The organism is Arthrobacter sp. ok909 (genome assembly GCF_900104405.1).
GTDB classification, from domain to species: Bacteria; Actinomycetota; Actinomycetes; order Actinomycetales; family Micrococcaceae; genus Arthrobacter; species Arthrobacter humicola.
Map to the genome: position 1 here is coordinate 1 of NZ_FNJS01000021.1, position 15,245 is coordinate 15,245.

Annotated in this window: 13 protein-coding genes, 1 pseudogene and 1 riboswitch; of the genes and pseudogenes, 4 read left to right on the top strand and 10 right to left on the bottom strand. The window is 67.0% G+C overall.

Annotated elements, in window-relative coordinates; translation table 11 throughout:
• The 6 genes from BLR03_RS15840 to BLR03_RS15865 all read right to left on the bottom strand — a co-directional run.
• Nucleotides 1-494 (bottom strand): HpcH/HpaI aldolase/citrate lyase family protein (locus tag BLR03_RS15840; protein WP_254788544.1); only part of this gene is annotated, 494 nt, incomplete at its 3' end.
• A gap of 34 nt (nt 495-528) precedes the next feature.
• Nucleotides 529-840: a hypothetical protein gene (locus BLR03_RS15845; RefSeq protein WP_254788539.1), complete on the bottom strand. Its 312-nt coding sequence runs from the start codon at nt 838-840 to the stop codon at nt 529-531.
• Nucleotides 837-1,916, bottom strand: coding sequence for a tartrate dehydrogenase (locus tag BLR03_RS15850; protein WP_091254458.1), 1,080 nt, complete (start codon nt 1,914-1,916; stop codon nt 837-839). Before BLR03_RS15850 ends, BLR03_RS15845 begins: the two co-directional genes overlap by 4 nt.
• Before the next feature lie 35 nt (nt 1,917-1,951).
• Entirely contained in the window at nt 1,952-2,899 is a 948-nt protein-coding gene (locus BLR03_RS15855) for a phosphoglycerate dehydrogenase (RefSeq protein WP_091254462.1), read from the bottom strand.
• 115 nt (nt 2,900-3,014) lie between these two features.
• The gene (locus tag BLR03_RS15860; protein ID WP_091254465.1) at nt 3,015-4,388 is read right to left on the bottom strand and encodes a cation:dicarboxylate symporter family transporter; all 1,374 of its coding nucleotides are present in this window, start codon (nt 4,386-4,388) and stop codon (nt 3,015-3,017) included.
• Nucleotides 4,389-4,482: 94 nt separating this feature from the next.
• Complete coding sequence (locus tag BLR03_RS15865) at nt 4,483-5,649, bottom strand: mandelate racemase/muconate lactonizing enzyme family protein (RefSeq protein WP_091254467.1); 1,167 nt, start codon at nt 5,647-5,649, stop codon at nt 4,483-4,485.
• Between the two features lie 236 nt (nt 5,650-5,885).
• On the opposite strand from BLR03_RS15865, the gene BLR03_RS15870 reads away from it, so the two are divergent.
• Nucleotides 5,886-6,587 carry a GntR family transcriptional regulator gene (locus BLR03_RS15870; RefSeq protein ID WP_091254469.1) on the top strand — a complete coding sequence of 234 codons (702 nt, stop codon included), beginning with the start codon at nt 5,886-5,888 and terminating at the stop codon, nt 6,585-6,587.
• A gap of 127 nt (nt 6,588-6,714) precedes the next feature.
• Here BLR03_RS15870 and BLR03_RS15875 read toward each other — a convergent pair.
• A pseudogene (locus tag BLR03_RS15875) lies at nt 6,715-6,869 on the bottom strand (IS110 family transposase); the annotation flags it as partial.
• 402 nt (nt 6,870-7,271) lie between these two features.
• On the opposite strand from BLR03_RS15875, the gene BLR03_RS15880 reads away from it, so the two are divergent.
• Together BLR03_RS15880 and pabB are read left to right on the top strand one after the other, a co-directional pair.
• Entirely contained in the window at nt 7,272-7,844 is a 573-nt protein-coding gene (locus BLR03_RS15880; RefSeq protein WP_091254472.1) for a low molecular weight protein-tyrosine-phosphatase, read from the top strand.
• Nucleotides 7,841-9,916: an aminodeoxychorismate synthase component I gene (gene pabB, locus BLR03_RS15885; protein ID WP_091254474.1), complete on the top strand. Its 2,076-nt coding sequence runs from the start codon at nt 7,841-7,843 to the stop codon at nt 9,914-9,916. The genes BLR03_RS15880 and pabB overlap by 4 nt, the downstream gene beginning before the upstream one ends.
• Nucleotides 9,917-9,997: 81 nt before the next feature.
• On the opposite strand, the gene cls is transcribed toward pabB, so the two are convergent.
• Entirely contained in the window at nt 9,998-11,470 is a 1,473-nt protein-coding gene (cls, locus tag BLR03_RS15890; RefSeq protein ID WP_091254606.1) for a cardiolipin synthase, read from the bottom strand.
• A gap of 96 nt (nt 11,471-11,566) precedes the next feature.
• Here cls and BLR03_RS15895 point away from each other — a divergent pair, with 96 nt between their 5' ends.
• Nucleotides 11,567-12,535: an aminodeoxychorismate lyase gene (locus tag BLR03_RS15895; RefSeq protein ID WP_091254477.1), complete on the top strand. Its 969-nt coding sequence runs from the start codon at nt 11,567-11,569 to the stop codon at nt 12,533-12,535.
• A gap of 750 nt (nt 12,536-13,285) precedes the next feature.
• Here BLR03_RS15895 and BLR03_RS15905 read toward each other — a convergent pair.
• Together BLR03_RS15905 and BLR03_RS15910 are read right to left on the bottom strand one after the other, a co-directional pair.
• Nucleotides 13,286-13,804 carry a glycosyltransferase family 2 protein gene (locus tag BLR03_RS15905; protein WP_091254483.1) on the bottom strand — a complete coding sequence of 173 codons (519 nt, stop codon included), beginning with the start codon at nt 13,802-13,804 and terminating at the stop codon, nt 13,286-13,288.
• Nucleotides 13,791-14,747 carry an ATP-grasp domain-containing protein gene (locus BLR03_RS15910; protein WP_091254485.1) on the bottom strand — a complete coding sequence of 319 codons (957 nt, stop codon included), beginning with the start codon at nt 14,745-14,747 and terminating at the stop codon, nt 13,791-13,793. The genes BLR03_RS15905 and BLR03_RS15910 overlap by 14 nt, the downstream gene beginning before the upstream one ends.
• A gap of 370 nt (nt 14,748-15,117) precedes the next feature.
• Nucleotides 15,118-15,232, top strand: a riboswitch (SAM riboswitch).
• Nucleotides 15,233-15,245 lie beyond the last annotated feature (13 nt).

Sequence of the window (15,245 nt, forward strand, 5' to 3'; positions counted from 1 at the left end):
GAGCCGAAGGCCAGGCGGAAAGCACCCTGGGCCTTCGCGATGTTGTTGGCTTCCTCGATGCCGACGGCGGACTCGACGAGCGGGATGACCGGGGTCTTGCCGTCCATCCGGTGGAAGCTCTCCGTGACCTGGTCCGCCGATTCGGTCTTGGCCAGCATGACGCCCAGCAGGCCGGGGGTGCCGCGCAGCCCGGCGAGGTCGTCGGCCCAGAACCGGCTGGTGGCGTCGTTGATCCGGACCCACGCGCTGCCGCCGGCGGTCAGCCAGTTCACCACGTTGTCGCGGGCGGCGTCCTTCTGGGACGGGTCCACCGCGTCTTCGATGTCGAGGATGATCGCATCGGCCCGGGAGACGGCGGACTGGTCGAAGAGTTCGGGCTTCATCGCGTTGACCAGCAGCCAGGAGCGGGCAATGTCGGCCGGGATGTTGCGCTCCGGGATGAAGGCCCGAGCTTCAATGAGCCCCGGGGTGGTGTCTTCGGTGCTTTGGGGCATGTAGGTGGGCTGCGTCATGGGTCTCCGTGCTAAGTCAGTTATGTGATGGTGCTGTGGATGTCATCCGATAGCAGAGCCCGTCTTCGGCTTCTTCCGGGTCCGCCCACACCTCGATCCCGCGTGCGGCTTCGTACATGGTGCGTGGTTGGGCGGCGTCGCCTGCGATCCAGAGCGCTGTGGAGTCTGCCATGGCATCATCGATGGTTCCGGTGCGGATGAGTTGGCCGTGCTGGCGGATCTGGACGGTCGCTCCAATAAGCCGGCGCCAATGGATGTAGTGGCGGAGCATGATCGGCCCTCCGTGGTCGGCTTCGTGCCGGTTGCTGGGGCCGTTCGATGGGGTCATGGTGCGGTCAGGGCCGACGCCACGGCTTTGCCCAGTTCTTCTGTGGTGGCATTGCCGTTCATGTCGGGTGTGAGGTTGTGTGTCCCGCCGGCGAGCACGGTTTCCATGGCGGTGGTGATGGCGGCCGCGGCTTCCGGTTCGCCCAGGTGTTCAAGCATCATGGCCGCGCACCAGACTTGCCCGATGGGGTTGGCGATGCCTTTGCCGGCGATGTCCGGGGCGGAGCCGTGGACGGGTTCGAAGAGGCTGGGGAACTTGCGCTCGGGGTTGATGTTGCCGCTGGGGGCGATGCCGATGGTTCCGGTGCAGGCCGGGCCGAGATCGGAGAGGATATCGCCGAAGAGGTTGCTGGCGACGACGACGTCGAACCAGTCGGGGTGCATGACAAAGTTCGCGGCCAGGATGTCGATATGGTATTTGTCCACGGTGATCCCGGGGTAGCCGGCGGCCATGGCCTGCACCCGTTCGTCCCAGTAGGGCATGGTGATGGAGATGCCGTTGCTCTTCGTGGCGGAGGTCAGGTGCTTCTTGGGCCGGCTTTGGGCCAGGTCGAAGGCGTATTGGAGGATCCGGTCCACACCGGTGCGGGTCATGACGGTTTCTTGGATGACCGTTTCACGGTCGGTGCCTTCGAAGATCTTTCCGCCGATGCTGGAGTATTCGCCTTCGGTGTTTTCGCGCACGACGTAGAAGTCGACATCGCCCGGGACCCGGCCGGTCAGGGGGCTGGGCACCCCTGGCAGGAGCTTGACCGGGCGGAGGCTGACGTACTGGTCGAAGTGGCGGCGGAACTGCAGGAGGCTGCCCCACAGCGAGACGTGGTCGGGGACGACCTCGGGCCACCCGACGGCGCCGAAGAAGATGGAATCGAACTGGTTCAGTTCTTCGAACCATCCGTCGGGCAGCATTTTCCCGTGCTGGGTGTAGTAGTCCGCGGAGGCGTAGTCGAAGTGTTCGTAGGTGAGGTTGAGGTCGAAGGCTGAGGCTGCGGCGTCCAACACGCGCAGCCCTTCGGGCACGACTTCGGTTCCGATTCCGTCGCCGGGTATGACTGCGATGCGGTGGGGTTTCGACATCAGGATCCTTCTTCGTCTTGGTCAGGTGTTCGGGGTTAGCGGTCGACCGGGTGTGCCGGTTCGCGGTTTTCGAGGACGTCGATGACGGCGTGCGCGGCTGCCAGGCCGGCCCGTGTCCGGGCTTCGGATGTCTGGCCGGCGAGGTGGGAGGTGATGAGCACGTTGTCCAGGCCCCGTAGGGGGCTGTCGCGGGGCAGGGGTTCGCTCTCGAGCACGTCCAGCGCGGCGCCGGCGATGGTGCCGTCGGACAGTGCCTTGGCCAGGGCCTCTTCATCCACGAGTGAGCCTCGGGCGGTGTTGATGAGGACGGCGGTGGGTTTCATCGCTTGCAGCCGGGGCCCGTCGATGAGCGGGCCGGTGCTCTGGCCTGCGCGGGTGTGCAGGGAAAGGTAGTCAGCGTCCCGGATGACGGTGTCGAGATCGGTGAACTGAACCGCAGTGCTGTCGCGGTCTGGGTGGGTGGTGCTGACCTTGACGGTCATGCCGAGGGCGACACCCAGGCTTGCGGTGGCGCGTCCGCTGGGGCCGTAGCCGATGATGCCCAGGGTGGAACCGCGCAGTTCATGGCCGGCTTCCCGGGGCCAGTGGCCCTGGCGGACGGCGGTGGTGACCTCGGGGAGGCGGCGTGCGGCCATGATGATCAGCCCAATGGTCAGTTCGGCGACCGAGTGGTGGTTTGTTCCGGGGACGTTGCAGACCCTGATTCCTTGTGCGGTCGCGGCCTGGATGTCGATGGAGTCGTACCCCACTCCGCTGCGTGCGATAACTTGCAGGGAGGAAGCGGCGGTGAGCATATCGGCGGTCACCGGTTCGCTGGCAAGGATCGCGCCGGAAATTCCGTCGAACATCGAGCGGCGTTCATCAAGGGTCCGTGAACCCTGAGATGGTGAGTAGACCGGTTCCAGACCGCGTTCCCGCAGGAGCTGGTCGACGGCGTCTCCCGGGTGGAGGTAGTCGGAAGTGATCAGGATGCGGGCGGCCATGGTGCGGGTTCCTCTTCGATGATGCAGCAGGCAGGAGCGCAACGTCTCCGCCGGTTGACGGTTTTTGGCGGGCAGGGCCGCCGCGGTGTGCGCGGCGGCCCTGCCCGGTGCGGTGTTAGTGGACGCTGATCCTTTCGGTTTCCACAGCGGCCGGTGCTGTTGACTCGACTCCGGTGTTCTTTTGGCCTGCGGCGTGCAGGGCCTTGCGGGCTTGTACCGGGTCGAAGTCCTTTTCCCATTTGCCGACGACGACGGCCGCGAGGACGTTGCCGATGACGTTGATAAAGACGCGGCCTTCGTTCAGGAGCCGGTCGACGCCGACGATGAGGGCAAGTGCTGCGGTGGGGATGGCGCTGACGGCACCGAGGGAACCGGCCAGCACGATGAAGGCTCCGCCGGTGACGCCGGCGGTTCCCTTGCTGGAGATCATCATGAGACCGACCATGGCCAGCTGCTGCTCCCAGGAGAGGTGGATCCCGACGGCCTGGGCCAGGAACACGGAGGCCATGGTCAGGTAGATCGCGGATCCGTCGAGGTTGAAGGAGAACGCGGAGGGGATCACGATGCCGACGGTGGGCTTGCCGACGCCCATGTTTTCGAGCTTCTTCATCACCTGCGGGAGCACGGCCTCGCTCGAGCAGGTGGCGAGGGCGATTAGGAGCTCGGCTTTGAAGTAGCGCATCACCGTGAAGATGTTCAGTCCGCAGGTCCGGGCGATGGTGCCCAGGACGACGATGACGTAGACGATGCAGGTTCCGGTGAACAGCAGCACCAGGTAGCCGAGCTGCTGGAGGCTGGTGGCCCCGTATTTGGCCACGACGGCGGCTAGGGCACCGAAGGTGCCGATCGGGGCCAGGCGCATGAGCCACCCGACGATCCTGAACACGACCGTGGACAGGGCCCGGATGCCGCCGGTGAGCATGGCGCCCGATTCGCCGGAGACGTTCAGGGCCGCGCCGAAGACGATGGAGACCAGAAGGGCGGCGGGGATGGTGCTGCCGGTCACGGCGCCGAAGAACGAGGTGGGGATCAGGTTGGTGACGAACTCGATGCCGTCGAAGCTCTTGCCGGCGCCCGGGACCTTGTCGGCGTTCAGCTTGGAGACGTCGATGTTCATTCCTTCGCCTGGGTGGAAGACGTTGGCCACGACCAGGCCGATGAGCATCGAGATGAGCGAGAGGACGATGAAGTAGCCGAGGGCCTTGAGGCCGATGCGCCCTGCCTTGCGCAGGCTGTCCATGGAGGCGACGCCCAGGGTCACGACGCAGAAGACGACCGGGATGATGATCATCTTCACGAGGGCGATGAACCAGTCGCTCAAGGGGCTCAGTTGCTGGCCGAGCTGGGGCAGGAAGAAGCCGACGCCGATTCCGAGGACTCCGCCGAGGAGCACCTGGAACCAGAGCTCCCGAAGGAGCCGGCCGAACCGGGACCGCTGTTTGGGCGGGGTGGCGGATTGTTGCGGGTTCTGCATGGTGTGGGACGACATCGTGAGTGCTCCTTTGCACGTCGGACGGAGAAGGTTGGAGAGGTGCGGTCCCGGGCAGTGATGTCTGCCCGGGACCGGGGCACTACCAGATGGGTCAGTTGTGCAGTTCGCGGAGGACCTTGTAGAACTCGGCCTTGCCTTCCAGGCCGATGCCCGGCAGGTCGCCCGGAGCCACGCGGCTGTTGACGATGACGGCGTCGTCGGTGAAGCCGCCGGTGGGCTGGAACTCGCCCGGGTAGGACTCGTTGCCGCCCAGCTTGAGGGCCGCGGCGATGTGCAGGGAGAACTGGTGTCCGCCGTGGGGGATGCAGCGGCGCGAGGACCAGCCGTGCTGGGCCAGCATGTCCTGGATCCGGCGGTATTCGGTCAGCCCGTAGCTCAAGGCCGGGTCGACCTGGATGAAGTCGCGGTCCGGGCGCATCCCACCGTAGCGGACCAGGTTCCGGGCGTCCTGGAGGGAGAACAGGTTCTCTCCTGTTGCGATCGGGTTCTTGTAGTGCTCGGAGAGGGTGGCGTTCAGGGCGTAGTCCAGCGGGTCGCCGACTTCCTCGTACCAGAACAGTCCGTACTGGTCGATGGCCTCGCCGTACGCCAGCGCGGTCTCCAGGTCGAACTTGCCGTTGACGTCCACCATCAGGCGGGAGGCGTCGCCGTCGAGGACCTCGATCACGGCTTCGATGCGGCGGAGGTCTTCAGCGAGGTCGGCGCCGCCGATCTTCATCTTGACCACGTTGTAGCCCTTGGCTAGGAAACCGCGCATTTCGTTCTGCAGGTCCTCGAGGCTCTTGCCGGGTGCGTAATAGCCGCCGGCGGCATAGACGAAGACGTCCTTGTCCGGGTTTCCGTCGCCGTAGTGGTCCGAGATCCACCGGTAAAGCGGGACCCCGGCGATCTTCGCGGCGAGGTCGTGCAGGGCCATGTCGGCGACACCGACGGCGACAGAGCGTTCGCCGTGGCCGCCCGGCTTCTCGTTGGACATCATCAGGTCCCACGCCTTCTCCGGGGAGAGCTGGCCATCCTCATCGAGAAGGTCTTCGGACGGAGCATCCATGATGCGCGGAAGAATGCGATCCTTCAGGATGCCCGTGGCGTTGTAGCGGCCGTTGGAGTTAAAGCCATAGCCAACCAGAGGCTTCCCGTCGACGAACACATCGCTGACCAGGGCGATGATCGTGCAGTCCATCTTGGTGAAGTCAATGAAGGCGTTCCGGATCGAGGAGCTGATGGGAATGGTGCCTACGTGGGCGGAAACGATTTTCATCTTTGAATCTCTCCTGAATGGGTATCTTATTTCTTATAAGACTTGATCTAAGGCTGGGCCGATAGTGACCAGGAACACAAGGCCTCGGAGCAAATATCTTATAAGACCTTGGGCTCAAGGTTAGCCCGGGGTGACGGGCAGCACAAGTCCTGCGAGGGAATTTCTTATAAGATGTTCCCAGCGGCCTATACTGTGCATGAGGGGGCCACACCCCGATGAGGGATTCGGAGCGGCAGATGAACACCACAAACGTCTTTTCCAGCAAGGGCAGCCTGGCGTACAGCGAGCTCCGCCAGCTAATCCTCTCCGGCGGCCTTGCCCCTGGCTCGCGCGTCTCCCAGTACGAACTGGCGGACAACATGCAAATGAGCATCACCCCCCTGCGGGAAGCGATCCGCCGGCTCTCAAGCGAGGGCCTGATCATCATGGACACTCACCGGGACTCCCGCGTGGCTGATGTGAGTGCTTCGGAGGCCCGCGAGCTGCTGGAGGTCCGCCTCTCTCTGGAGCCGTCGGCGACCGAGCTGGCGGCATACCGCAGGACCGAGGCTGACATCGACGCCATGCGAACGGCAGCGGAGAAACTGCTGCCGGTCACCCGGGTCTGGGGCGAGGACGCCATCACGGCACACCGCGATTTCCACCGGGCCGTCTACACCGCCTCCCACAACGCCACCATGATCAAGCTCCTGGATGACCTGTGGGACAAGTCCGACCGCTACCGTCGCCTTGGCCTGGAACTTCCTTCCGGTGATGAGCCCCGGACCATCGACCTGAACCAGCACCACCAGATTCTTGAACTTGTAGACTCCGGTGATGGTCCCGGCGCGGCCGAACTCGCGCGGATCCACATCGCCAACAGCCTCACAGCGTCAGTAACCGGCGCCCTGGAGGAACGCGAGAATGTCCAGTCAGTAACCCCGGAGAAGACCGCCTAGTATCCGCTGGCTTCCGCCGGTCGTCAGGAAACCGGCAGCTGCTGCCGCCATGGACGGCCGTTTGTGAACCAAGCCAGCTGTTCAGTGCAGCACCGACGGCCGTTCAAAGCCCGGGACGGTCCGTCCTTTAGGCTGCAAAAGGGGCGGCCTGTGCCGCGGTAGGGGTGTACGCAGTGCCGTCGCGCAGCATAGCCCACAGAACGTTGAGCCGGGCGAGGGAAGCATCGCCTGGATGTGGGTTTTGTCTTCGGTGCGTTTTCGGTCGTAGTAGGTCCTGGACGCTGCGCAGCTTTTCAAGGCCGATAGTCCGGACAGGTGGAAGACCCGCAGCAGGCACGTTCCAGGGCCTGGAGGTATTCGAGCAGCTGGGCCTGCAGGCGGTTGATCGCCCGGACTCCGTCAGCGGATTAGTTGCCCCTGCGGGCGGTGAGGATACGCACCCCCGTGCTGGTCTCGTCCCCGGCCCGCAAGGGCTGCAGGTCGTCCGGCCACAGCAACCAAAGCCATACCCGCCTCCCCTGAGCAGCCAGACCCTACAACGGCCACGGAAAGCTACCCGGCAACACCATAAGGACAGCACCCGACGGACGCGAGCATGACAGAAACCGACAAGTAATTGACAATTTCTGTAACACGACGGGGGTCTCCGCTAGCCAAGAGGGCCGGGATCGTTCATGCTTAGCTATGACCTCAACGCCGAGCCAGTACCGGATCATCGCGGTATGCACCGGAAACATCTGCCGGTCCCCGATGGCCGAACTTATGCTGGCGGAGGCATTCCGTGCCGAGCGCCTCACCCGGGCGGCGGTTGATTCGGCAGGAACCACCGCGTATGAGGCCGGCCGGCCCATCGATCCCCGGGCCGCGCGCAAACTTACCTCCCAGAACATTGCCTCAGACCGCCACGTGGCGCGCGAATGGCGCCCCGAATGGTTCGTCAGCCGCGAGCTGATCCTGGCCCTCGACGTCGACCACTACGGGTGGCTCCGGCAGGCGGCACCGGACCGCGAGTCCCTGGCCAAAATCCGCATGCTGCGCAGCTTCGACCCCGCGGTGGCGGACAAGGACCCGCTGGAGCAGGGCATCGAGGACCCGTGGTACGGCGGCCACACCGACTTCGACACCACCTGGAACCTCATCCGGGCCTCCGTTCCGGGGATCGTGGAGCACGTTCGCACCGAACTTCAGCGCCGGGGCGGGCAACATCACGGCGGCGATCAACCCAATGCACAGCAGCGGGTACGCTCTATTTCATGAGCCCCGCACCCGTCATCATCGCAATCGACGGGCGGTCCGGCTCCGGCAAGACCACCCTAGCCATCGAGCTGGCGGCGCGCCTCCGGGAACACCACAAAGTCTCGCTCTTCCACCTTGAGGACATCTACCCCGGCTGGAACGGGCTGGCGGCCGGAATCGAACGTTACGTCACCACGGTGCTGTCGCCCTTGCGGCGCGGGGAGGCCGCGGAGTGGGTCAGCTGGGACTGGGAGCGGCACTACGACGGCGAAGTCCGCACCACGCGCCCGGCCGAAATTGTCCTGGTGGAGGGCGTCGGAGCCGGCGCCGCAGCGGCGCGCCCGCTGCTGGACGCGGTGATCTGGGCCGATTCCTCCGACCCCGACCGCCGGGCCCGGGCGCTGGCCCGGGACGGCGAGACCTACGAACCGTTCTGGGACCAGTGGGCAGCCCAGGAAGATCAATGGCTGGCGGACGACGACGTCCCGGCCCGCGCCGATGTACACGTGCTCAACCGTGCGGACGGCGCTGCCCCCGACGACGTCCTGCAGGCCCTTCAATACCTTCCGGCCGTCGCGCCCGCGCTGCTGCCCGAACTCGCCGTTCGGCGCGCCATGCAGTTGCGGGCTGAACGGATCGACGCCGAGCCTGACGCCGCGCAACTGTTCGATGCGCTCTTCGGCGGCTCAGCCAACGCCGTGTGGCTCGACTCCTCGCTGGATCCGGCGGGCCTCGCCCCGGAGGCTGCGGAACGGAGCCGCTTCAGCATCCTGGCCGACGACGGCGGCCGCTTCGGCCAGGCGGTCCGGCACAGTTCCGGCCTGACCCGCGTCAGCGCGGGCCAGGCCACGGCGACCACCGACGGCCCGTTTTTCCGCTGGCTCGACGGAGTCTGGGGTCGCCGGGCGCTCCGGGCCCCCGAAAACTATCCATGCGGGTTCACCCTGGGCTGGCTCGGGTACCTGGGCTACGAACTCAAGCGCGAAACCGGCGGCACCGACGTCGCGTCCCCCACCCCGGACGCCTGCCTGATCTTCGCCGGCCGCGCCGTCGTCCTGGACCATGCCGAGGGAACGGCCTGGCTGCTGGCTCTGGACACGCCCGACGCCGACGACTGGCTGACGACCGCCCGCGGGGCCGTGGCCGCCGCAGCGGCACCCGGTTCTAGAGTGTCCGCGGCACTTCGTTCGACCGCGCCTCAGCTCGCGTCGCCGCAGTTCACCGCCCGAGACGGGGAAGCCGGCTACAAGGCCAAGGTCGCCGACGCCCAGCGGGAAATCGCGGAAGGCAATACCTACGAGGTCTGCCTGACCACCGCGCTCACCGCGGCCACATCCGCGGTCCCGCACGACGCAGGCCCGGACGGCCTGGATCCGTGGCAGACCTATCTGGAGCTGCGGCGCCGCAACCCGGCTCCCTTCGCCAGCTATCTGCGGTTCGACGGCCTCGCGGTGGCGAGCACATCTCCGGAGCGTTTCCTGCAGATTGCCGCGGACGGCAGGATGCGGGCCGAGCCGATCAAGGGGACGCGCGGCCGGGATGCGGACCCGGGTGCCGACGCGGCCCTGCGGCAGGAACTGGAGACGTCGGCGAAGGACCGCGCGGAAAACATCATGATCGTGGACCTGCTGCGCAATGACTTGAGCCATTTCGCCGTCCCGGGTTCGGTGGCCGTCAGCCGGCTGTGCGCGATCGAAAGCTACGCCACGGTGCACCAGATGGTGAGCACCATCGACGCTCAGCTCCAGCCCGGAATGCCGCGGGCCGAGGCTGTCGCCGCCTGCTTCCCTGCCGGTTCGATGACCGGTGCCCCGAAAGTCAGCACCATGGCCATCCTGGACCGGCTGGAGGCCGCCCCGCGCGGCGTGTACTCCGGGGCGATCGGCTATTTCTCCCTGAACGGGGCCGCCGACCTCGCCGTGGCGATCCGGACCCTGGTGGTCCGGGCCCTCGGCGACGGAACGGCGGAACTGAGTCTGGGCGTCGGCGGTGCCGTCACCGCCGATTCGTCCCCGCAGGAGGAATACGAGGAAATCCGGACCAAAGCGTTCGGGGTCCTCTCGGCGCTTGGCACCGACTTTCCCCAAGGCTGAGTTCCGCGAGGGCTGAATTCCGCCAGATCTGACGTCCCCGCACCCTGGCGGCACCACACAGCAGTTCCAGCAACGCCGGGGCTACTGCAGCGTTGCCGTCAGCCTCGACACGTTGTCCACGTATTTGACCTTCATGGGCCGTTTCACCCAGTCCTCCAGCACGAGTTCGTGCGAGATGCTGCGGTAGGTGTCTTCAACCTCACGGATCCGCTGGACGATGTCCTCGCCAAGGAGCATCACGGACACCTCGAGGTTCAGCGAGAAGGAGCGCATGTCCATGTTGCTGGAACCCAGCACGGCAACCTCGTTGTCGATCGTGAAATGCTTCGCGTGCAGCACGAACGGCGCCTTGTAGAGGTAGATCCGCACGCCTGCCTCGAGCAGGGCCTCGTAGTACGACTGCTGCGCGTGGTGGACCAGGAACTGGTCGCCCTTTTCCGAGACGAAGAGCTCCACTTCCACGCCGCGCTGCGCCGCCGTCGTCACCGCGTAGAGCAGCGAGTCGTCCGGGACGAAGTAGGGGCTGCAAAGCGAGATCTTGTGCTGCGCCGAGTAGATGAGGGTGTTGAAGAGCCGCAGGTTGTTCTCGGTGATGAACCCGGGGCCGCTGGGGACCACCTGTGCCGTGATGTTTCCGGGGTGGGACTCCGGCTGGTGCGCCAGCTGCGCTTCAAGGGATTCGTCGGTTTCGCTGAGCCAGTCCGTCGCGAAGACCACGTTTAGGGTGGTGACAATCGGCCCGCGCAGGCAGGCCATGAGCTCCACCCATTCGCGGCCAACCTTGCGGTGCTTGGGATTGTTGTAGGACGGCTCGATCAGGTTCTGGGATCCGGTGAAGGCGATCTCGCCGTCGATCACCATGATCTTGCGGTGGTTGCGAAGATCCGGCCGGCGCCACTGGCCGTGCACCGGGCTGAGCGGCAGCATGGGCCGCCAGCGGATCTTGCTGGCCTTGAGCCGGTCCTTCAGCCTGCGGTAACCCTTGATACGGAGTGTGCCAAGGTGGTCGAACAGGACGCGGACCTCGACGCCGCGCTCCGCCGCTTCCTCCATGGCAGTCAGCAGATCGTCCGTGACGTGGTCCGAACTCATGATGTAGAACTCAGCGTTGACGAAGGATTTGGCGCCGCGGACAGCCTCGGTCATCGCCTTGATGGAATCGGGGTAGCCGGGCAGCAGTTCCACGCTGTTGCCGTCCACCATGGGCAGCGATCCCAGCGTCTTGTTCAGTTCGGAGGCAGAGGCCACCCATTCGGGTCCGCTGTAGCGGCTTTCGACGGCCTGCAGCGCCGATGTCCCCGCCCGGACCCGGGTGTTGACGGCCTCCTGCTGGGCACGGCGGCGGCGGGAGAGCCGGAAGTTGCCGAACAGCAGGAACAGGAGCAGACCCAGGGTGGGCACAATGAAGATGCCCAGGAGCCAGGCCATCGCGGTGGTGGGCCGCCGGTTCCCGGGGATGATGCCCAGGGCCAGCACCCGGATGGCGAAGTCGACCAGGGTCAGGATCAGAACCGCCCAGGACGGTAATGTCTCCGCCAGCGGAAATGGCCACAGCACAGGCGAACCCCTCAAGCTTCAGGCCCGCGGAACAGTTCCGGAACGGGCAACGAGCAAATCCTATCCCGGGACCGGCGCGACTAAGCTGTAGCCATGACCTCTCCTGCCTCTGTGCCCGCGCCCGCGACCGTGCTGGTCTTCCTTGATCCGGCGTTCGAGGGCGGCCGCGTTGCCGACGCATCGAAGCCGCAACTGATGGCCACGGATCTGGGCGCCACCCGCGGCGACGGCGTTTTCGAATCACTGCTGGCCGTGGGCGGGCGGCCCCGCAAGATCCAGGCGCACCTGACCCGGCTGGCCGGCTCCGCCCGCCTGCTGGAGCTGGATATCCCCGCCGGGGCCGCCTGGCGGCGCGCGGTGGAAACCGCCATCGGCGAGTACCGGCGCCAGGATCCTGCCGTGACCGCAGCCGGCGGCACGGACGATGACGAAGTAGTGGTGAAGCTGCTGGTCACCCGCGGGCCGGAAGGCGCCGCCTCCCCCACCTGCTGGGTCCAGGCGTCCGCCCCCGGGGCGGCGGGCCGCCGGCAGCGCGAGACCGGAATCGACGTCATCCTGCTGGACCGCGGCTACGACAGCGAAGTCGGCGAGCGCGCGCCCTGGCTGCTGCTCGGCGCCAAGACCCTCTCCTACGCCGTGAACATGGCAGCGCTGCGCTACGCCCATGAGCACGGTGCGGACGATGTCATCTTCACGTCCGCGGACGGCCGGGTCCTGGAGGGACCGACGTCGACTGTTCTGCTGGCGCACCTGGAAACGACGGACGACGGCGCCGGCGGCGTTCGCACGATCCGGCGGCTCATCACCCCGCAGCTGGACAGCGGCATCCTCCCGGGCACCTCGCAGGGCGCCCTGTTCACGGCCGCCAAGGCTGCCGGCTGGGAGCTGGGCTACGGCCCGTTGGAGCCGAAAGACCTGCTGGACGCCGACGCCGTCTGGTTGATCTCCAGCATCCGGCTCCTGGCGCCAGTGAACCACATCGACGGCCAGGAAATCGGCACCCCGGAACTGCGCCGGCAGCTCACGGCCGAGCTCAACGCCCTCTTCGCCACGATCGAATAGCCGGCGGCACGGAACTCCGCACCGAGGGCAGCCAGCACGGCGAACCCCGAGAACACTGCGTAGAGCGGCAGCGCCGGGAGTGCCCACAAGTGGCGCAGGTTGCTGATCGGGCCGTCGACGGCAAGCGCGAGCGCCCCAGCGCAGAACACCGCCAGGACGACTGCGCCGCCGAGTGCCCAGGCCTCCGGGTGTGCCCAGATGTCCGGAAGCGGTTCGGCTCCAGGAAGGGCTCCGGACAGGAGGTTCGCCGGCGCGAGGCAGGCCAGCGCGAGCACACCGGCGGTCCGGACCGCCGGCAGGATGATGGCGGCAACCGTGGTGGCTGCCAGGCAGTCGCCCATCGGGCGCCGCCGGAGGTCACCAACGGCTGACTTATGGATCCTCAGGCACTGAAGCAGCGACCGTTCGCGCGCCACCCGCCGCCTCCACAACTCACCGACCCGCACCGGGTGTTGGCCCGTGATGACGGCCCGCGGGGCGAACCCCACCCGGTAGCCTGCGCTTCGCACCCGCCAGCCCAACTCAAGTTGCGCCGCACCGGTGTCAGCCCTTAAGCCGCCGACCTCCGCCAGGACGTCACGCCGCACCGCGACCATGCCTGCCGCGATGACGGGCAGGAAGCCGGAGGCCGCTTGCGCCCGCCGGGCCATCCCGCCGCAGCCGCGGCCTATCAGGTCGACAATCCCCGCGGCAGGACCGGCGGTGAGGGTCCGTTCGCCGCACCACACGGCGCCGACGCCGTCGGGACCGTCACTCCCGGCGTCGAAGGCCTGCAGCATCCGGTCCACAGTCCGCCGGGCGAGGACGGCGTCCGCGGGAAGGAACATGAGCACCCCCCCCGGCGCGGCCCACGCCCAGGTTCAGTGCGGCCCCGTATCCCGCCGCCGCGGCGGGTGACCTTCCCGCGAACACAATCCGTCCATCCTCGGCCGCGAACCCCGCCATGACCTCCGGGGTGTTGTCCGTGGAGCCGGCATCCACCAGGATCAGCTCGTACCGCTCATACCGGCTCCCTTGGACTGACCGGATGCAGTCCGCCAGAAGCCCGCCCCCATTGTGCGCCGCCACAATGATGGACACGGTGGGCCACTGCTGCCAGAGAGTGGGCGCGTGGCGGCGCCGACGCCGCGCGGACCGCACCTCAAAAGAGAGGGCCAGCGCCAGGACGACAGCCGCTGTCACCGCCGCCGCCAGGACGGGCAATCCGATGAACACCAGGACGAGTTCCTGTGCCGGGCTGACCGGCACCGGCGCCTCACCCCAGGGCATCGGCGGGAATCGCCGGGCACCGCCGGAAGGACGCAGGGTTGAATGCCGGGAGCATGAACGTTGCCAGGACGGCGTCGAGCAGTTCGGGCGCCCACGTGCTGTTCGCCCCCAGTGTCGGGCAGACGCCCAGCACCACGGGGGTTCCGTCCGCGCGGCGGCGGATCTGGACCTGGACCGGGCCGGTCAGCCCGAGCGTGCGGACGGCGGCCAGGCCCAGCTTCCGCACATCGTTGGCCTCGGCCGCCGGCACCCTGCGGCTGACTTCGTCGCTGCCGGCCCGACCGTACGGGGTCTTTGTCTTCTCGAGGACCACCGCCACCGGCGCCATCGCGTTGCGGGGCGGCGTGCCGAACACCAGGGCCACATAGTCGGCGCCCGGGATGAACTCCTGGACCAGCTGCCCGGCCGGCAGGTTCTTCCAGCTGACGGAGCCGGTCCCGGCCAGCAGGTGGATGGCGTGGGTGCCCTTGAAAGTTCGCGGCTTGACGACGACGGGACCGTTGAGGTCGGCCAGGGACGCCGGCGCGGCGGCGAGGTCGCCCGGAACCCCGAAACGCGGGACCGGAATGACGGCTGCCTGCAACGCCCATGCGGTGAACAGGTGGTCGTTGGCGAGGGCCACCGCGGCAGGCTCGCCGACGATGATCCGCACGTCCCGGCCGAATCCGGCGCGGGCCGCAGCCAGCACCGGGAGTTCCACGGTGAGGGTCGGAATGATGACGTTGACGGCTTCCCGGTCCACCAGACGGCGCAGGTCCAGGACCATGTCCGGGTCCGTCGCCGGCAGGAGCCTGACTGCCGCTGCGGCGGTGGCGTCCTCGCCCTGCCGGGTGACGTCGCGGGCGTCGGAGCCGAGGCACGGGATGCCGCGGGCGGCGAGTTGGGCCGCGACGGTCCGGCCGGCGGCGCCTGCAATGCCAGTAACCAGTACGCGCGGGCCCACGTTTGCTCCATTCCGCCGTCACCCGCCGGGCCGCGGCTGCGGCTCCGGCGGTTCCGGCCACCGATTCACACAAAAAATTGAGGGACAGAAAACTGCACGCAGAGACAACTTGATCCACAGAAAACGTGGGACGGGCCGACGCGTCAGTCCGATCCCCTCAGTAGACTGCGCAAACTCCCGGCGGACACGAGTGGGCAGTACCCGAAACTGGAGCCCGCTACTACTCACCTGGGCGCCGTACCCGGCTCTCACCCCGCAACTCTGAGCTCTCGGTCCGCCGCGTGTGTCACCCCACGGGGGCGCGGTCCGGTTACGGAACATGACGACGGCGGCGGTGCGGGCCGGCGTCGTAAGTGTTACGTTTTTGGGGAGTAATGAGAACCGGTGCCAAGCCCTGACTGGCCGGTCGGCAACCCTCCCTTTCGCGGCGGGGTGCCTCAGGTGAATACTCGGCATATCGACCATTCGAGCTGCAAGCGTGAAAGAGGAGATCCGTCG